12 protein-coding genes and 3 rRNA genes are annotated in these 18,611 nt (G+C 63.8%); 11 read left to right on the forward strand and 4 right to left on the reverse strand.

Annotated elements, in window-relative coordinates; genetic code table 11:
• The first annotated feature begins 267 nt into the window (after window positions 1–267).
• The gene (locus tag LKD76_RS03135; RefSeq protein ID WP_227979419.1) at window positions 268–1,296 is read left to right on the forward strand and encodes a beta-ketoacyl-ACP synthase III; all 1,029 of its coding nucleotides are present in this window, start codon (window positions 268–270) and stop codon (window positions 1,294–1,296) included.
• A 61-nt stretch (window positions 1,297–1,357) separates the two neighbouring features.
• Here the strand turns inward: LKD76_RS03135 and LKD76_RS03140 are convergent, their stop codons facing one another.
• Both LKD76_RS03140 and LKD76_RS03145 read right to left on the reverse strand, forming a co-directional pair.
• A complete protein-coding gene (locus LKD76_RS03140) occupies window positions 1,358–2,047 on the reverse strand; it encodes an SIMPL domain-containing protein (RefSeq protein ID WP_227979420.1) in 690 nt (229 codons plus the stop codon).
• 56 nt (window positions 2,048–2,103) lie between these two features.
• On the reverse strand, window positions 2,104–2,553 hold the full coding sequence (locus LKD76_RS03145) for an SRPBCC family protein (RefSeq protein ID WP_227979421.1): 450 nt from the start codon (window positions 2,551–2,553) through the stop codon (window positions 2,104–2,106).
• Window positions 2,554–3,073: 520 nt separating this feature from the next.
• On the opposite strand from LKD76_RS03145, the gene LKD76_RS03150 reads away from it, so the two are divergent.
• The 7 genes from LKD76_RS03150 to groL all read left to right on the forward strand — a co-directional run bounded on the left by LKD76_RS03150 (window position 3,074) and on the right by groL (window position 10,431).
• Window positions 3,074–4,747, forward strand: coding sequence for an NAD(P)/FAD-dependent oxidoreductase (locus LKD76_RS03150; RefSeq protein WP_227979422.1), 1,674 nt, complete (start codon window positions 3,074–3,076; stop codon window positions 4,745–4,747).
• 12 nt (window positions 4,748–4,759) lie between these two features.
• A complete protein-coding gene (locus LKD76_RS03155; protein WP_227979423.1) occupies window positions 4,760–6,238 on the forward strand; it encodes an ATP-binding protein in 1,479 nt (492 codons plus the stop codon).
• 144 nt (window positions 6,239–6,382) lie between these two features.
• A complete protein-coding gene (locus LKD76_RS03160; protein ID WP_227979424.1) occupies window positions 6,383–6,808 on the forward strand; it encodes a hypothetical protein in 426 nt (141 codons plus the stop codon).
• Window positions 6,809–6,925: 117 nt separating this feature from the next.
• The gene (locus LKD76_RS03165) at window positions 6,926–7,207 is read left to right on the forward strand and encodes a hypothetical protein (RefSeq protein WP_227979425.1); all 282 of its coding nucleotides are present in this window, start codon (window positions 6,926–6,928) and stop codon (window positions 7,205–7,207) included.
• A gap of 63 nt (window positions 7,208–7,270) precedes the next feature.
• Complete coding sequence (locus tag LKD76_RS03170; RefSeq protein ID WP_227979426.1) at window positions 7,271–8,065, forward strand: Clp protease N-terminal domain-containing protein; 795 nt, start codon at window positions 7,271–7,273, stop codon at window positions 8,063–8,065.
• A gap of 169 nt (window positions 8,066–8,234) precedes the next feature.
• On the forward strand, window positions 8,235–8,528 hold the full coding sequence (locus tag LKD76_RS03175; RefSeq protein ID WP_227979427.1) for a hypothetical protein: 294 nt from the start codon (window positions 8,235–8,237) through the stop codon (window positions 8,526–8,528).
• A gap of 277 nt (window positions 8,529–8,805) precedes the next feature.
• A complete protein-coding gene (gene groL / locus LKD76_RS03180) occupies window positions 8,806–10,431 on the forward strand; it encodes a chaperonin GroEL (protein ID WP_227979428.1) in 1,626 nt (541 codons plus the stop codon).
• Window positions 10,432–10,582: 151 nt separating this feature from the next.
• Here groL and LKD76_RS03185 read toward each other — a convergent pair whose 3' ends face one another.
• Entirely contained in the window at window positions 10,583–11,860 is a 1,278-nt protein-coding gene (locus LKD76_RS03185) for a PepSY-associated TM helix domain-containing protein (protein ID WP_227979429.1), read from the reverse strand.
• Window positions 11,861–12,558: 698 nt separating this feature from the next.
• On the opposite strand from LKD76_RS03185, the gene LKD76_RS03190 reads away from it, so the two are divergent.
• The 3 genes from LKD76_RS03190 to rrf all read left to right on the forward strand — a co-directional run bounded on the left by LKD76_RS03190 (window position 12,559) and on the right by rrf (window position 17,753).
• Window positions 12,559–14,075: ribosomal RNA gene (locus LKD76_RS03190) — 16S ribosomal RNA — on the forward strand.
• Window positions 14,076–14,398: 323 nt separating this feature from the next.
• A 23S ribosomal RNA gene (locus LKD76_RS03195) occupies window positions 14,399–17,514 on the forward strand.
• Window positions 17,515–17,636: 122 nt separating this feature from the next.
• Window positions 17,637–17,753, forward strand: a 5S ribosomal RNA gene (gene rrf, locus LKD76_RS03200).
• The 16S, 23S and 5S rRNA genes sit together here, the layout of an rRNA operon.
• A gap of 67 nt (window positions 17,754–17,820) precedes the next feature.
• Here rrf and LKD76_RS03205 read toward each other — a convergent pair.
• Window positions 17,821–18,531, reverse strand: coding sequence for an SDR family oxidoreductase (locus LKD76_RS03205; RefSeq protein ID WP_308188504.1), 711 nt, complete (start codon window positions 18,529–18,531; stop codon window positions 17,821–17,823).
• Window positions 18,532–18,611 lie beyond the last annotated feature (80 nt).

The raw sequence follows: 18,611 nt of genomic DNA on the forward strand, positions 1-18,611 counted from the left end.
CACCGCAGTTCGGTTTGGTACCCCGACCAGTCCGTGAGCCGGTCGTACACCTATCGATTGTGACAATACCCACCCTCCGGGTTAATATTCCGACTAATATGAGGGGGCCTCATGTCTACGCACTCGTAGGGGTATCGGCCATCGGTCGGTGAACCAGCGAGCGTGTCGGTGCGTGGGGGATGAAGAACGTTCGAATCGCAGGTGGCGTCGAACCGGACCCGGTCCGGTTCAATCCGGCCCCGCCGGCAGGTACAGAGGAGATGCGCGATGGCTGCTCGACTCGCCCAGATCACCGGGGTGGAGCACACGGCGATGCTCGGGCTCGGCGTGTACCGCCCCGCTCGGGTCGTGACCAACGAGGAGGTCGCGGGACCCATCGATTCCAGTGACGAATGGATTCGCACCCGTTCGGGGATCCGCACTCGGCGGTTCGCCTCGGAGTCGGAGACCATCGTCGCCATGAGCGCCGCGGCGGCACGTGATGCGATGGCCGCGGCGGGGATCACTCCCGCCCAGGTCGATTGCGTCATCGTCGCGACCTCGACCTGGCTGCTGCTGACGCCGGCCGCCGCGCCGCAGATCGCCACGGAGCTGGGCATGAACAACCCGGCGGCCTTCGACATCTCCGCCGGGTGCGCGGGCTTCTGTCACGCGCTGGGGGTGGCGTCGGACCTGGTCAGGGGCGGCACCGCCGGTCATGTGCTGGTGGTCGGCGTCGAACGGCTCACCGACGCGATCGACCCGACCGATCGCGGCACCGCATTCCTGTTCGCCGACGGCGCGGGCGCGGTGATCGTGGGGCCGTCCGACGAACCGGGGATCGGCCCGACAGTCTGGGGTTCCGACGGCGAACAGCACCACGCCATCCGTCAGGACAAAGACTGGATGGAGTACTTCCACGAGATCGAGGAGCAGGGCACCGACGCGGTCCGCCCGTATCTGGCGATGGAAGGCACCGCGGTCTTCCGCTGGGCCGCCCACTCGCTGAAGAAGGTCTGCCTGGACGCCATCGAGCGCGCGGGGCTGACCCCGGGCGATATCGATGCGATGGTCCCGCACCAGGCCAACGGCCGCATCATCGAGATCATGGCCCGCGAGCTGAAGCTTTCGGCCAATTGCGCGCTGGCCAACGACATCGAGGAGACCGGCAACACCTCGGCCGCCTCGGTGCCGCTGGCCATGGAAGCCATTCTGCGGTCGGGAGAGAGCAAGCCGGGTGCGGCGGCGCTGCTGGTCGCCTTCGGCGCGGGACTGTCCTATGCCGCGCAGGTGGCGAAACTGCCCAACTGGCAGTAGCCCGCCGACGCCACGGCCCGGCCGGTGCCCACCGGCCGGGCCGCGTGCTGTCGGGCCGGGATCAGCCCATGTTCCAGGTGACCGTCACCGTGAAGGTCACCGTCTGCTGACCCGGCTCGAGCGGGACGTCCGGCATGGCGAACTGGGCCTTGGCCTGCGGTGACGGGGATTCGCCGCTGCGGGTTTCGTTGATGGTCTTCACATCCTTCAATGTCAGCCCCGACAACACCGCGTACTGATTCGCGCGCGCCTTGGCGTCGGCGAAGGCGCCGGCCCGGGCATCGGCGAGCAGTTTGGAATTGTCGTCGAGGGCGAAGGAGACGCCGCGGATGCGGGTGTCGTTACCGCCGGCCTGCACCGCCGCCGACAGGATGGCGGAGGCCTTGGGCAGATCGCGGACCACCACGTGCACGGTGTTGGTCGCGGTGTAGCCGGTCACGGCACGATCGGGTCCGTACTGCGGCTGGACCGAGACATCGGTGGTCTGGATGTCCTCGCGCTTGGCGCCGGCGTTCACCATGGCGTCATCGACGGCCTTCGCCTTACCGTTGGCGTTCTCGATGGCGGTGGAGACGTCGGGTGCGGTCACCTCGACGCCGATATCGGCGTTCAGGGTGTCCGGTGCCCCGCGTACCTGACCGGTACCGACCACCGTCACCTCCCGCGAGGTGCCCGAATCCGAACTGCCGCAACTACTCAGCAGCAGGGTCGCACCCGCGATCACCGCCATGACGCACGTGATTCGTCGCATAGCGCGCAAACTACGCGGTCGGCGGCGATCTGTCCCCGGGCTCGCCGAATCGGCCGTCAGCGCTCGACGGCCGCCTTGATCCTGCCGAGGGTTTCGTTCATGCCCGACACCAGATCGGACTCGAACCGCTGCTCACCGCCGAGGAATCCGTCGATCAGCACCCGAACCGGCTTGCGCACCCCGTTCGGGACGTCGCGGCGCTCGGTGAGCCGGGTGCCGGCCTCGGTGGCCTCGAGGGTGTAGCTCCACACCGTGCCGTTCTCGTTCATCCGGAACGCGAAGGCCTGATTCGGCTCGAATCGGACGATGCGGGAGGTGGTCGGATAGATCTTGCGGCCGACCTTGTTGAGGTTGACCGTCCAGGTCCCGGCGCGGGCGGCACCCAGCGGGACCATGCGCAGGGTGGTCGGACTGAACTCCGGCATCCGCGACAGATCGGAGACGACGGTCCACACCCGTTCCGGCGTGGCCGCGATGTCGATGGTGGCTTCCAGGGTGTTCGGCAACGCTGCCTCCGAGATTGTCCGGCGAAAATTTTCGGTACGCGAGATTATGACGACCGGTACCGCCGATCCTAGTAGTGGCCGCTCGACATCCATGCGTGTGAGCGACGCCACTTTATTGCCGAAGATCAACTAGATCACATTCTGATGTGATCGGTTTCGCTGACCGTAATACCGGACGCACAATGGCGGATAGATATACGGCAGGCAACGAAGCAACCGACTGGAGCTCAGGCTTTTACGTCCCGTGAGGTGATCGGCCGTGAATATTCGAACCATCCTTCACCGTCGACAGGCGGAATCGGTTCCGTTACTTCCCGATTCGGAATCCGGACCGCTGTCGGCAGCCTTCCGGCAGCACGGCAGGCGATCCCGGCGCGACCGGGCGGAACGAGAGGAAAGACTCGAACGGCTGCTGACTCCCAGCGAACTCGACCTCGTCCAGCACCGGCAGGTGTGATGCCGTGGTGCCCGTAGCGAACATCCTCGGCAACTTGCCGGTCGGACGCTCATACTTTCCGATGTGACTTCACCAGCTGCCGTCAAACCGGTAATCCTCAGCGTCGACGACGACCCCGGTGTCTCCCGGGCCGTGGTCCGCGACCTGCGGCGGCGATACGGTGCGGACTACCGCGTCATGCGCGCGGATTCCGGCGCCTCGGCACTGGACGTGCTGCGTGAACTGAAATTGCGCGGTCAGCCGGTCGCGGTGCTGATCGCCGATTATCGGATGCCGGGAATGGACGGCATCCAATTCCTGGAGAACGCGATCGACCTGCACCCCTACGCCCGGCGGGTGCTGCTGACGGCCTATGCCGACACCAATGCCGCCATCGATGCGATCAATGTCGTCGATCTCGACCACTATCTGCTCAAGCCGTGGGATCCGCCGGAGGAGAAGTTGTATCCGGTGGTCGACGCGCTGCTCGAATCCTGGCGCGGTGACGACCGGCGCCCGGTGCACGAAACGAAGGTGATCGGGCACCGCTGGTCGGCGCGCAGTTCCGAAGTGCGCGAATTCCTGGCCCGCAATCAGCTGCCCTATCGCTGGTATCTGGCCGACGATCCGGAAGGCGCGCGCTTGCTCGAGGCCGCGGGCGCCGATGCCGAGCAGTGCCCGGTGGTGATCGATCCGACCGGCAACGTGCTGTTGTCGCCGTCGGACAGTGAGCTGGCCGGATGTGTGGGCCTCAGTACCGATCCCAGCGGCGAGTTCTACGACCTGATCGTGATCGGCGGTGGTCCGGCCGGACTCGGCGCGGCCGTGTACGGCGCCTCGGAGGGATTGCGCACCGTCCTGGTGGAGCGCACCGCCACCGGCGGCCAGGCCGGGCAGAGCTCGCGCATCGAGAACTACCTCGGCTTCCCGGACGGTCTGTCCGGCGCGCAGCTGGCCGATCGGGCCCGGCGTCAGGCCGTCAAATTCGGGGCCGAACTCATCACCGCGCGCGAGGTGGTCGGCCTGGAGGTGTGCGGTTCGGCACGGCGGGTGCTGTTCGCCGACGGTTCGTGCGTCAGCGCGCACGCAGTCCTGATCGCCACCGGCGTCAATTACCGCCACCACCCCGCGCCGGGGGTGGACGACTTCACCGGCCGCGGGGTCTACTACGGCTCCGCGATGACCGAGGCCGCCGACTGCGCCGATCGCGACGTCTACATCGTCGGTGGTGCGAATTCGGCCGGCCAGGCCGCGGTGTTCCTGTCCCGGCAGGCCGGTTCGGTGCACATCCTGGTGCGCGGCAGTTCACTGGAACAGTCGATGTCGCACTATCTGATCCAGCAGATCGAGGCTGTGCCGAATATCAAGGTGCACACCAACACCGAGGTGGTGTCCGCCGACGGCAGCGATCATCTGGAACGAATCGTGCTGCGCAACAACGCGACCGGCGCCGAGGAGAAGGTCGACGCGGAACGCCTGTTCCTGTTCATCGGCGCGGCGCCCGAAACGGATTGGCTGGACGGACTTCTCATCCGCGACACCGCCGGTTACCTGCTCACCGGGCCGGACCTCGTGATCGACGGCGCGCAACCGCCGGGCTGGGAATTGCCCCGGCCCCCACATCATCTCGAAACCAGCATCCCCGGCGTGTTCGTCGCCGGCGACGTGCGCTCGGAATCGGCGAAGCGGGTCGCCTCCGCGGTCGGCGAGGGCGCGATGGCGGTCATGCTGGTCCACCGGTATATCGCCAAACAGTAGGAGGTGGGCACTGTGACCGACAAAGTGACGGGCACCCGGACGGTCTGTGACCCGCAGGAACTGCGCACGCTGTTCCTGTTCGAGAAACTCGACGACGAACAGCTCGCCTGGCTGTGCCGCGAAGGTCGGGTCGAGTACTTCGAACCCGGTCCGGTCTATCGCGAGGGCGACCCGGCGACCTGCTTCTACGTGCTCATGGACGGCGAAGTCGTGCTGTCCAAGATGTCCGCGGGTGAGGACCTCGAGCTGGTGCGCACCGATCATCGCGGGTCGTACGCGGGCGCGTGGACGGCCTATATGGGAGAGCGGGCCGACCAGAACTACACCGGCTCGCTGACCGTGACCAGGCCGTCGAAATTCTTCGTCCTCGAGGCGGCCACCTTCGCGCACATGATGCAGGAGTGGTTCCCGATGGCACTGCACCTGCTCGAAGGCGTGTTCTTCGGCAACCGCAACACCAACGAGATCATCGGCCGGCGCGAACGGCTGCTGGCGCTGGGCTCGTTGTCGGCCGGGCTGACCCACGAACTGAACAATCCCGCGGCCGCGGCCGTGCGCGCCACCTCGTCGCTGCGCGAGCGAGTGGCCGGAATGCGGCACAAGCTCAAGATGATGGCGCACGGCAAATTCGATTCCGCCACACTCGAATCGCTGGTGCAGTTGCAGGAGGAGGCCGCCACCCAGGTCGCCAAGGCGCCGACGCTGACGCCGATGGAGGCCGCCGATCGCGAGGACGAACTCGGTGATTGGCTGGCCGACCACGGCATCGCCGGTGGCTGGGATCTGGCGCCGAATTTCGTCCAGGCCGGATTCGACATCGATTGGATGGAGCGGATCTCGGGCACCCTGGGCGACTGTGACGGTGGGGTTTTCGAGGGTGCGATCCGCTGGCTGAACTACACGGTCGAAACCGAGCTGCTGATGAACGAGATCACCGATTCGACCGGGCGGATCTCCGCACTCGTCCATGCGGCCAAACAGTATTCGCAGATGGATCGGGCGCCGTTCCAGGTGGTCGACATCCACGAACTGCTCGACAGCACCCTGGTGATGCTGGCGCGCAAGATCGGTGACGGCATCACCGTGGTCAAGGAATACGATCACGCGCTACCCGAGGTGCCCTGTTACGCAGCGGAATTGAATCAGGTGTGGACCAACCTGATCGACAACGCCGTGGCCGCGATGAACGGGGCGGGCACCCTGACGGTGCGCACCTATCGGGAGAACGACTGTGCCGCAGTGGAGATCGGCGATACCGGCCCCGGTGTGCCGGAGGCGCTACGGGATCGGATCTTCGAACCGTTCTTCACCACCAAACCCGTCGGTGAGGGCACCGGTCTCGGCCTCGATATCTCGTTCCGGATCGTGGTGAACAAACACGGTGGCGATATCCGGGTGGAGTCCGTTCCCGGCGACACCCGGTTCATCGTCCGGCTGCCACTGGAGGCGGCGAGCGTTGCCGGGGCGGCGGCCGAGACAACCGAACAGTAAGCGCCGCAATCCGATCCGGTACCGCCCGAGGTCCGGGTTTTCAATCGTGGAAACGGCCGGTACGCTGCGAGCCGCGCCGGAGGTCGTTCGGCGCTCGCGCCGGAGGAGCTCCGGCCACGCCGGACCACTCGGGGGTTACCCACGATGAAACGACTGACCGTGACGGCTGTCGCGCTGGCAGCGCTGGCCGTCGGCCTGACCGCCTGTGGCAGCGACGACCATTCGTCCGCCGATGCCAACGGCCTGCGCAGAAACGGTTCGGCCGTCGCCACCTCGGCTCCCGCGAACGTCCCGCCCACGTCGGCCGCGTCGCCGTCGACGCCCGCCGCGGAGCCGAGTGCCACGGAACATCAGAACAGTGCGACGGCCTCACAGACCACCTGCGGCGAATTTCGCAAACTCGATGTCGAGGGTGAGAAGTCGCTGATGGAGCGCATTCTCGCGGAGAATCCGGGTTCCAAGTTCGAGGGCAGCCCGAATGTGGCGCTGGGCACCGCGAAGCTGGTGTGCCTGGCCAAGAGTGAGGCCGACAAACCCGTACCGGTCGCGATCGGAATCGCCGAGGAGTGATCTCCGCCAGGTCCGCTGTACTGGGCTTTTAGGTGGTCATACGGGATCGATAAGCGTTGTGTCGCACCGTATCGGTGTGCGCCGCGGCAGGAGCGGCGCTCGATCCGGGGAGATCTCGTGAAGAAGTGCGCCGTTGCCGGACTGTCGGCGGTCGTTGTCGTTCTCGGGCTGACCGCCTGTGGCCACACCGACCAGGGCGAGAAGACCTGCTGCAGCCCGCCGAGCGCACCCGCGGGCAGCGTCGCGACGCCGACGGCCGCGCCCGACGACGGCTCGGGCCTGCGCCGGAACAATTCGCCGAGCCCGACTCCGCCGCCGACCTCCGCCCGGCTGCTGCCGCACATCACACTGCCGCACATCACCTGGCCGAAAGAGTCTCCGGGGGCTGCCGATCGGTAGCGTCGACCCCCGGTCGTCAACAATGGGTTGACGCTCCCCGGGTGGTCAACCTAAAGTTGACGCATGACCGAACGCATCCGCCTCGACGATCTGATCGACGGCATCAAGCGCGCACGACCCGACGATGTACTCGAACAGCTCACCGAAGCCGTGGTGGTCGCCGGGCATATGAGTGAGGTGGCCGACCATCTGATCGGCCACTTCGTCGACCAGGCCCGCCGCTCGGGCGCCTCCTGGACCGATATCGGCCAGAGCATGGGCGTCACCAAACAGGCGGCGCAGAAACGATTCGTCCCCAAGCCGGGCGATCCGGCGATGGATCCCAATGCCGGATTCGCGCGCTTCACCCCTCGGGCGCGCAATGTGGTGATGGCGTCGATGGAGGAGGCGCGGCAGGCCGGCAATGCCGAGATCCAGCCGGAACACCTGGTGCTCGGCCTGCTGAGCGAACCGCAGGGGCTCGCCGCTCACGCGATCATCGCCGAGGGGGTGACCCTGGACGCGGTGCGCCGGGTCGCGGCCGCGGCGCTGCCGCCCGCTGGGGACGAGGTGCCCGCGCTGATCCCGTACACCGCGGCCGCCCGCAAGACGCTGGAACTGACCTTCCGTGAGGCGCTGCGGCTCGGGCACAACTACATCGGCACCGAACACCTGCTGCTGGCGTTGCTCGAACAGGAGGACGGCGCCGGCGTCCTGGCCGGACTCGGCCTGCGCAAGGACGGTATCGAGCGGGATATCGCGGGGCAGCTCGCACAGGTCATGCCGCCGAATCCGGTCGATCCGCCGGCCTCGCCGCAGCCTCCGCAACCTCCCGTTCCGCCACAGCCGCCGGTGCCGCCCGCCCCGCCGGCGCGCTGATTCCGGCCGCCACGCCGATGAGCCGGCTGTGCCGCGGGTGCGGCCGACCGGTGGGATCGCCGGGTCGCGCCCGTGATCGCAGGCAGAACCGGCGGGCGGATCGCGGGCCGATACGGCTGAGCAGTTGTGGGGCTGATGAGGTGATCGGTGGTCCGGATACGATATTGCTATGGCGGACGGATCGAATTCCGACCTGATCGCGGGGGAACTACGCGCAGATCTCCTGCGCGCGCTGTCCTATGTCGAAACCGAGGACGGTCCGGACGGGAGCTACATCGTCAACGGCGATCTGCCGCCCGAGGTGGCGCCACCGTTCATTCGGGCGATCATGCGGATCGAGGCGGAACTCCTGCTCCACGACGCCGAGCAGGTGACCGTCGAACGCGGGGAACCACGCAGTCCCGAAGAGCGCCGCACCGATGCCTTCGTGGCGCTGGCGTTGCGGGTCACCGACGATACGTAACCGCCCGGCCCGGCCCGGAATCGGCGCGCCTCGCCGGATATCGCCGATCGCGAACGGCCCACCCATCTTGTCCGTAACCTTGCACTCGGTACTGGCGAGTGCTAAAAAGGGTCTGGCACTCTCGACCAGTGAGTGCTAGGTCGGGCAGGTGAGACCGGGTTCCCAGACACCCTCGGTCGTCCGTCGCGGGCACCGAACCTGGCCAGCGTAATGGGGCGATCCAACCTGCGGTCGCTCTGTGTGTCAGCCCCATATACATGTGGAGGATCTCAACGCAATGGCCAAGACAATTGCGTACGACGAAGAGGCCCGTCGCGGCCTCGAGCGGGGACTGAACAGCCTCGCCGACGCTGTCAAGGTGACGCTGGGCCCCAAGGGTCGCAACGTTGTCCTGGAGAAGAAGTGGGGCGCCCCCACGATCACCAACGATGGTGTATCCATCGCCAAGGAGATCGAGCTGGAGGACCCCTACGAGAAGATCGGCGCCGAGCTGGTCAAAGAGGTCGCCAAGAAGACCGACGATGTCGCCGGTGACGGCACCACCACCGCTACCGTGCTCGCCCAGGCGCTGGTGCGCGAGGGTCTGCGCAACGTCGCGGCCGGCGCGAACCCGCTGGGTCTCAAGCGCGGCATCGAGAAGGCCGTCGAGGCCGTGACCGCTCGCCTGCTCGACTCGGCCAAGGAGGTCGAGACCAAGGAGCAGATCGCCGCTACCGCCGCCATCTCCGCCGGCGACCAGTCCATCGGTGAGCTCATCGCCGAGGCCATGGACAAGGTCGGCAAGGAAGGCGTCATCACCGTCGAGGAGAGCAACACCTTCGGACTCCAGCTGGAGCTGACCGAGGGCATGCGCTTCGACAAGGGCTACATCTCGGGCTACTTCGTCACCGACGCCGAGCGTCAGGAAGCGGTTCTCGAGGACCCCTACATCCTGCTGGTCGGTTCGAAGGTTTCGACCGTCAAAGATCTCCTGCCGCTGCTGGAGAAGGTCATCCAGGCCGGTAAGCCGCTGCTGATCATCGCCGAGGATGTCGAGGGCGAGGCCCTGTCGACCCTGGTCGTCAACAAGATCCGCGGCACCTTCAAGTCCGTCGCCGTCAAGGCCCCGGGCTTCGGCGACCGCCGCAAGGCGCAGCTGGCCGATATCGCCATCCTGACCGGTGGCGAGGTCGTCAGCGAAGAGGTCGGCCTGAACCTGGAGACCGCCACCGTCGACCTGCTGGGCACCGCCCGCAAGGTCGTGGTGACCAAGGACGAGACCACCATCGTCGACGGTGCCGGTGATGCCGAGGCCATCCAGGGCCGCGTCGCGCAGATCCGCGCCGAGATCGAGAACTCGGATTCGGACTACGACCGCGAGAAGCTGCAGGAGCGTCTGGCCAAGCTGGCCGGCGGTGTTGCGGTGATCAAGGCCGGCGCCGCCACCGAGGTGGAGCTCAAGGAGCGCAAGCACCGCATCGAGGATGCCGTGCGTAACGCCAAGGCCGCCGTCGAAGAGGGCATCGTCCCCGGTGGTGGTGTGGCGCTGCTGCAGGCCGGCCCCGCGCTGGAGGACCTGAAGCTGACCGGTGACGAGGCCACCGGCGCGAACATCGTGAAGGTGGCGCTGGCCGCGCCGCTGAAGCAGATCGCCTTCAACGCCGGCCTCGAGCCCGGCGTGGTCGCCGAGAAGGTCGCCAACCTGCCCACCGGCCAGGGCCTCAACGCCGACTCCGGCGTGTACGAGGACCTGCTGGCGGCCGGTGTCGCCGACCCGGTCAAGGTCACCCGCTCGGCGCTGCAGAACGCCGCGTCGATCGCCGCGCTGTTCCTGACCACCGAGGCCGTCGTGGCCGACAAGCCGGAGAAGGCCGCCGCTCCCGTCGGCGACCCGACCGGTGGCATGGGTGGCATGGACTTCTGAGTCCGAGTCGATTGGGAACGACCGGGGGGCCCGCGTGGTGACGCTCCGCTGCCGCCTCCGACCCTGACCCGGTCATTCCCGCCTCCCGGCAACACCTTTCGAACCGGTAGCCGGTCCGCCCTCGGGTGGGCCGGCTACCGGCGTTTCGGGATCAGGCTCGCCTACTTCTGCGGACCCGCCGCTTGAACAGCCAGGTCGAGGTTCCGGTGATCGCCAGGGCCGAAGGGGTGAGGCCGAAGGCCAGCCAGATCAGCCGCCACCACCCGTTCACCATCCAGCCGAAGTGCGCCGGTTCGAAAACCTTGGCGTAGAAGGTGTTCGCCAGCGGACGGTCGTGGGCGGCGTCGACCACCTTGGTGTCGGAGGCGTCGTGGGCGTTCACGTACACCAGCACATCGCCACCGTAGAGCGCCCGGTGCTCATACGGTGAATAGCCGCCCGCGACGTACGCGCGGTAGTACGGGGCCGAGTCGGTCGGCAACATCAGGTAGGCGAGGCGTCCGGGATGCCGTTCGGTCGCGATACGGCCCGCCTCGACCGCCGAAAGGGCCGGCCGGCCCGCCGGTGAGGCCCGCGGTGCGAACGTGTCCTGTGGCAGCTCGGTGGCCGCCTGGCCGCCGGTGGCCGCGAGCCAGGCCTTCTGCACCGCCGGCATCTCGATCGCGGCGCCGGTGATGCCCCACATGAGCAGGAACGGCACGCTGATGATGCCGATCACGTTGTGCAGATCGCGGTCCCGGGCGAAGCGTCCCTTGGACGTCCGCACCCGGAACCCGTGCCGCCACCGCTTCAGGGTCGGCCACCAGACCGCCGCGCCGGAGATCGCCAGTATCGCCAGCAGCAGTCCCATGACGCCGAGAATGGCTGCGGCCCAAGTGATATCGAGCATCGGGACCGTCGTGTTCAACGCGGGAACGGCCCCGGTGTACCGGAGGCAGCCGAAGGCGCAGTCGTGCAGATCGACCAGCCACCCCAGCGCACCACCGGTGAGCCCGATTCGATCGTTGATCCGCCCCGACCCGGGGTCGATGCCGTATGCCTCGGTGAAATCCGCATCGCCGACCACGAGTACGCCGGCGTCGATGCCGACCCAGCCGGCCGTGAAGTGCGGGTCGTCCTGCCGTACGAGCGCCAGGGCCCGATCGAAATCCGCCCTGCCGTCGGCATCGATCGGCACATCGCCCGATGTGTGCTGGTAGAACGTGGAATTCGAGGCCCGGAACAACTCGGTGTGATAAAGCAGCACCGCCCCCGAGGTGCACTGAATCACCAGCACGATGCCCAGCGCGAGAGCCGACCACCGATGGGCGACGGTCAATCCACGCCGCAGGGGCCTGCGCGGCCGTCGTCGCCGGGCCTTCCGCGCCGTCGCCCCGGCGGCCGAACTCGTGGCGATCCCCTCGGCGGTACGCGCTGTCACCTGACTCACAAAACTTAGGCTAACCTAACTTTGATTCGATGTGTGGCTCGTTCCGAATCGAGGGCCGCCGGGAAGGGCGCCGCCGGGAAGGGCGCCGCCGAGAAGTTGTCCGGATCGCGACCATCGCGGAATCGAACGCCGGCAGTCGTGCCGGGAATGTGTTCGGGGCGGCTCACGGGCGGCTGTTCGCATTCTTGGGAGACCGATCGGAATATTCGACCGCCGATCGGTGTTGTGGATGGTGTTGCGAATGCGTCGAAGTACGTCTTTCGGCCGGATGACCAGGCGATTTGACTTCGAATGCGGTTGGCACGTAACTTATTCCAGGTCAGAGCGACACGGACACCGACCCGGAGCCGAAAGGCCCGGGACACGAGGTTGGACGAGGAGCGCCTGACGGTCACACTGGTTCGGTAGGAAGAACCCCGATTTGGTCGGGAGCTTCCGGCTGAGCTAAGCTGTAAAAGTTGCCCAACCGATCGACCGGGGAAATAACCCGCGAGATTGCTGGTGCGTGTGTTCTTTGAGAACTCAATAGTGTGTCGATGAATGTCAGTGCCAAAATTTTGTTTTTGGTTCCGATCTTCACCCCCCGTGTGAGGGTCGGATATTTTTGTCAGCTAATTTTCCGGCTGGCGTTTAAGTTAGGTTTTCGGACTCTGGTTCGAGATACTTCTGATTTGCTCTTCGGAGTGAGTTGAGAGTCTTCAACGGAGAGTTTGATCCTGGCTCAGGACGAACGCTGGCGGCGTGCTTAACACATGCAAGTCGAGCGGTAAGGCCCTTCGGGGTACACGAGCGGCGAACGGGTGAGTAACACGTGGGTGATCTGCCTCGTACTCTGGGATAAGCCTGGGAAACTGGGTCTAATACCGGATATGACCACGAATCGCATGGTTTGTGGTGGAAAGATTTATCGGTGCGAGATGGGCCCGCGGCCTATCAGCTTGTTGGTGGGGTAATGGCCTACCAAGGCGACGACGGGTAGCCGACCTGAGAGGGTGACCGGCCACACTGGGACTGAGACACGGCCCAGACTCCTACGGGAGGCAGCAGTGGGGAATATTGCACAATGGGCGAAAGCCTGATGCAGCGACGCCGCGTGAGGGATGACGGCCTTCGGGTTGTAAACCTCTTTCGACAGGGACGAAGCGAAAGTGACGGTACCTGTAGAAGAAGCACCGGCCAACTACGTGCCAGCAGCCGCGGTAATACGTAGGGTGCGAGCGTTGTCCGGAATTACTGGGCGTAAAGAGCTTGTAGGCGGTTCGTCGCGTCGATTGTGAAAACTTGCAGCTCAACTGCAAGCTTGCAGTCGATACGGGCGGACTAGAGTACTGCAGGGGAGACTGGAATTCCTGGTGTAGCGGTGAAATGCGCAGATATCAGGAGGAACACCGGTGGCGAAGGCGGGTCTCTGGGCAGTAACTGACGCTGAGAAGCGAAAGCGTGGGTAGCGAACAGGATTAGATACCCTGGTAGTCCACGCCGTAAACGGTGGGTACTAGGTGTGGGTTTCCTTCCACGGGATCCGTGCCGTAGCTAACGCATTAAGTACCCCGCCTGGGGAGTACGGCCGCAAGGCTAAAACTCAAAGGAATTGACGGGGGCCCGCACAAGCGGCGGAGCATGTGGATTAATTCGATGCAACGCGAAGAACCTTACCTGGGTTTGACATACACCAGAAAGCTGCAGAGATGTAGCCCCCCTTGTGGTTGGTGTACAGGTGGTGCATGGCTGTCGTCAGCTCGTGTCGTGAGATGTTGGGTTAAGTCCCGCAACGAGCGCAACCCTTGTCCTGTGTTGCCAGCGCGTAATGGCGGGGACTCGCAGGAGACTGCCGGGGTCAACTCGGAGGAAGGTGGGGACGACGTCAAGTCATCATGCCCCTTATGTCCAGGGCTTCACACATGCTACAATGGCCGGTACAGAGGGCTGCGATACCGTGAGGTGGAGCGAATCCCTTAAAGCCGGTCTCAGTTCGGATCGGGGTCTGCAACTCGACCCCGTGAAGTTGGAGTCGCTAGTAATCGCAGATCAGCAACGCTGCGGTGAATACGTTCCCGGGCCTTGTACACACCGCCCGTCACGTCATGAAAGTCGGTAACACCCGAAGCCGGTGGCCTAACCCTTGTGGAGGGAGCCGTCGAAGGTGGGATTGGCGATTGGGACGAAGTCGTAACAAGGTAGCCGTACCGGAAGGTGCGGCTGGATCACCTCCTTTCTAAGGAGCATCTGCACTGTTCGCTCCGAAGAGTCGGACGCGAAAGTGCCAGAGCCGCTTATGTTCCCGAATGTGGAACTGCGGAGCTCATGGGTGGAACACTGACAAACTCCTCGCATGTGAGACGGTCGGACGGCCGGCTCGCGGTGGATATATCGGCACACTGTTGGGTCCTGAAAGAACAGACGTTCTTTCCAGGCAAAAAAACGATCCGTTCGGGTCTTCCTTGATACCGCGAAGGTTTCTTCGGTCCGGTCTTGTGAAATTCGATTCGATGCGGGTGTGTTGTTTGAGAACTGCACAGTGGACGCGAGCATCTTTGTTAGTAAGTGTTTAAGAGCGTACGGTGGATGCCTTGGCACCAGGAGCCGATGAAGGACGTAGGAGGCTGCGATAAGCCTCGGGGAGCTGTCAACCGAGCTGAGATCCGAGGATTTCCGAATGGGGAAACCCAGCACGAGTGATGTCGTGTTACCCGCGCCTGAATATATAGGGTGTGTGGAGGGAACGTGGGGAAGTGAAACATCTCAGTACCCACAGGAAGAGAAAACAAGAGTGATTCCGTGAGTAGTGGCGAGCGAAAGCGGATGAGGCTAAACCAGGAGCGTGTGATAGCCGGCAGGCGTTGCGTTCTTGGGGTTGTGGGACCCATCTTCTTGGTTCTGCCGAGCCAAGCAGTAGTCAGAAAAGTTCGTGTTAGCTGAATTGGTCTGGGATGGCCAACCGTAGACGGTGAGAGTCCGGTAAGCGAAAACATGTTCTCTGCTGTGATGGGCACCCGAGTAGCAGCGGGCCCGTGAAATCTGCTGTGAATCTGCCGGGACCACCCGGTAAGCCTGAATACTCCCTGGTGACCGATAGCGGACTAGTACCGTGAGGGAAAGGTGAAAAGTACCCCGGGAGGGGAGTGAAATAGTACCTGAAACCGTGCGCTTACAATCCGTCAGAGCCTTCCATCTTCGGGTGGTGGGGTGATGGCGTGCCTTTTGAAGAATGAGCCTGCGAGTCATCGGTGTGTGGCGAGGTTAACCCGTGTGGGGTAGCCGTAGCGAAAGCGAGTCCGAATAGGGCGTTTGAGTCGCATGTCATGGACCCGAAGCGGAGTGATCTACCCATGGCCAGGGTGAAGCGACGGTAAGACGTCGTGGAGGCCCGAACCCACTTAGGTTGAAAACTGAGGGGATGAGCTGTGGGTAGGGGTGAAAGGCCAATCAAACTCCGTGATAGCTGGTTCTCCCCGAAATGCATTTAGGTGCAGCGTCACGTGTTTCACACTGGAGGTAGAGCTACTGGATGGCCTAGGGGGCCCACAAGCTTACCGAAGTCAGCCAAACTCCGAATGCCGGTGTGTGAGAGCGTGGCAGTGAGACTGCGGGGGATAAGCTTCGTAGTCGAGAGGGAAACAGCCCAGATCGCCGGCTAAGGCCCCTAAGCGTGTACTAAGTGGAAAAGGATGTGGGGTCGCTGAGACAACCAGGAGGTTGGCTTAGAAGCAGCCACCCTTGAAAGAGTGCGTAATAGCTCACTGGTCAAGTGATCCTGCGCCGATAATGTAGCGGGGCTCAAGTACACCGCCGAAGCCGCGGCACTCAGTCATTAGATCGCCTTCGGGCCAGTCGACTGGGTGGGTAGGGGAGCGTCGTGTAGCCAGGGAAGCAGCGGGGTGACCTAGTTGTGGAGGCTGCGCGAGTGAGAATGCAGGCATGAGTAGCGAAAGACGAGTGAGAAACTCGTCCGCCGAATGACCAAGGGTTCCTGGGCCAGGTTAATCCGCCCAGGGTGAGTCGGGACCTAAGGCGAGGCCGACAGGCGTAGTCGATGGACAACGGGTTGATATTCCCGTACCCGTGTATCCGCGCCCAATGGCGAATCAGTTGTGCTAAGTGCCCAAAAGCGGATGGACCTCCTTCGGGAGGCCGGATGTGGCTGCGCACGACCCTGGCTGTAGTAGTCAAGCGATGGGGTGACGCAGGAAGGTAGCTGGGCCCGGTGGTGGATTACCGGGTGTAAGCCTGTAGGGCGTTGTGTAGGCAAATCCGCACAGCATGTGCCTGAGAGGTGATGCGTAGCCGTTTGAGGTGAATTCAGTGATCCTATGCTGCCGAGAAAAGCCTCTAGTGAGTTGGTACACGGCCCGTACCCCAAACCGACACAGGTGGTCAGGTAGAGAATACTAAGGCGATCGAGATAACTGTGGTGAAGGAACTCGGCAAAATACCTCCGTAACTTCGGGAGAAGGAGGGCCACGTCTGGTGACCGGTCTTGCACCGTGAGCTGGGGGTGGTCGCAGAGACCAGAGAGAAGCGACTGTTTACTAAAAACACAGGTCCGTGCGAAGTCGTAAGACGATGTATACGGACTGACGCCTGCCCGGTGCCGGAAGGTTAAGAGGACCGGTTAGCGTTTTCGGACGCGAAGCTGAGAATTTAAGCCCCGGTAAACGGCGGTGGTAACTATAACCATCCTAAGGTAGCGAAATTCCTTGTCGGGTAAGTTCCGACCTGCACGAATGGCGTAACGACTTCTCTGCTGTCTCCACCACAGACTCGGCGAAATTGCATTACGAGTAAAGATGCTCGTTACGCGCGGCAGGACGAAAAGACCCCGGGACCTTCACTATAGCTTGGTATTGGTGTTCGGTACGGTTTGTGTAGGATAGGTGGGAGACTGTGAAGCGGGCACGCCAGTGTTCGTGGAGTCGTCGTTGAAATACCACTCTGGTCGTATTGGACCTCTAACCTCGGGCCATGATCTGGTTCAGGGACAGTGCCTGGTGGGTAGTTTAACTGGGGCGGTTGCCTCCCAAAATGTAACGGAGGCGCCCAAAGGTTCCCTCAGCCTGGTTGGCAATCAGGTGTTGAGTGTAAGTGCACAAGGGAGCTTGACTGTGAGACTGACAGGTCGAGCAGGGACGAAAGTCGGGACTAGTGATCCGGCACCGGCAAGTGGAAGCGGTGTCGCTCAACGGATAAAAGGTACCCCGGGGATAACAGGCTGATCTTCCCCAAGAGTCCATATCGACGGGATGGTTTGGCACCTCGATGTCGGCTCGTCGCATCCTGGGGCTGGAGTAGGTCCCAAGGGTTGGGCTGTTCGCCCATTAAAGCGGCACGCGAGCTGGGTTTAGAACGTCGTGAGACAGTTCGGTCTCTATCCGCCGCGCGCGTTAGAAACTTGAGGAAGGCTGTCCCTAGTACGAGAGGACCGGGACGGACGAACCTCTGGTGTGCCAGTTGTCCCGCCAGGGGCACGGCTGGTTGGCCACGTTCGGAAGGGATAACCGCTGAAAGCATCTAAGCGGGAAGCCTGTTCCAAGATGAGGTTTCTCACCCCCTCGAGGGGGTAAGGCCCCCAACAGACCATTGGGTTGATAGGCCAGAACTGGAAGTGCAGTAATGCATGTAGGTGACTGGTACTAATAGGCCGAGGACTTACCAACAAAGCTGCTACGCGTCCACTGTGCGGTATCTGAAACAACACACAGATATCAGCGAGACTTGATCCGGGATCCCTGTTGAGGGGTGAAAGGGTTGTGGCTCTCTGTGTCTAGTTTCATAGAGTTACGGCGGTTATAGCGGTGGGGAAACGCCCGGTCCCATTCCGAACCCGGAAGCTAAGGCCACCTGCGCCGATGGTACTGCACTCGACAGGGTGTGGGAGAGTAGGACACCGCCGGAACATACATTCGCGAAGGCCCCCAACCTGATGGTTGGGGGCCTTCCGCATACCCGGATACATTCCGGATTCAGAACAATCCTCCGCTGGCTCGAATTGATTCTCCGGTCACCCAGCGGGCCGCATCCGAGGCCAGGAAAGCGACGATATCGGCGATATCCTCCGGTTGGCCGACGCGGCCGAGCGGCGTTGCCGCGGCGACCTGGGCCAGAGCGGATTCACCGCGGTTCGTGGCCAGTGATTCGGTGCGGGTAGCACCGGGCAGCACACTGTTCACGGTGATTCCGCGCGATCCCAATTCCTTGGCCAGCACCCGGACCAACTGCTCGGCCGCGGCCTTGGCGGCGGCGTAGAGCCCGGTATCCGGGCGGTGCGTCACGGTGACCCCGGAGGACACCACGACGATGCGGCCGTTGTCGCGCAATCGATTCGCGGCTTCCCGCAAACCGAAGAACGTCGCCCGCGTGTTCAGGCCGAAGACGCGATCGAAGTCGTCGTCGGTGGCTTCGGCGAGCGGACCGAAGCGAGCGAAGCCGACATTGCCGACCAGAATATCCACGCCGCCGTATCGCTCCTCGGCGATATCGAACAGGCGCCGCGACTGCGCCGGATCGGCGACATCGGCCTGTGCCGCCACACCTCGTCCGCCCGCCTTCTCGACGGCAGCGACGACCTCGAGGGCGGCGGCGCGGTTCGTGTTGTAGTTGACCACCACCTCGGCGCCGCCGGCACCCAGGCGTTCGGCGATCGCACGGCCGATCCCCGCGGATGCCCCGGTCACGATTGCTACCGGCACTCTACCTCCAGATAGACGGTATCAACGATAGTCCATATGCTCGACTAATTGGTCGATCATGTCAA

The sequence above is a fragment of the Nocardia spumae genome (genome assembly GCF_020733635.1).
GTDB classification, from domain to species: domain Bacteria; phylum Actinomycetota; class Actinomycetes; order Mycobacteriales; family Mycobacteriaceae; genus Nocardia; species Nocardia spumae.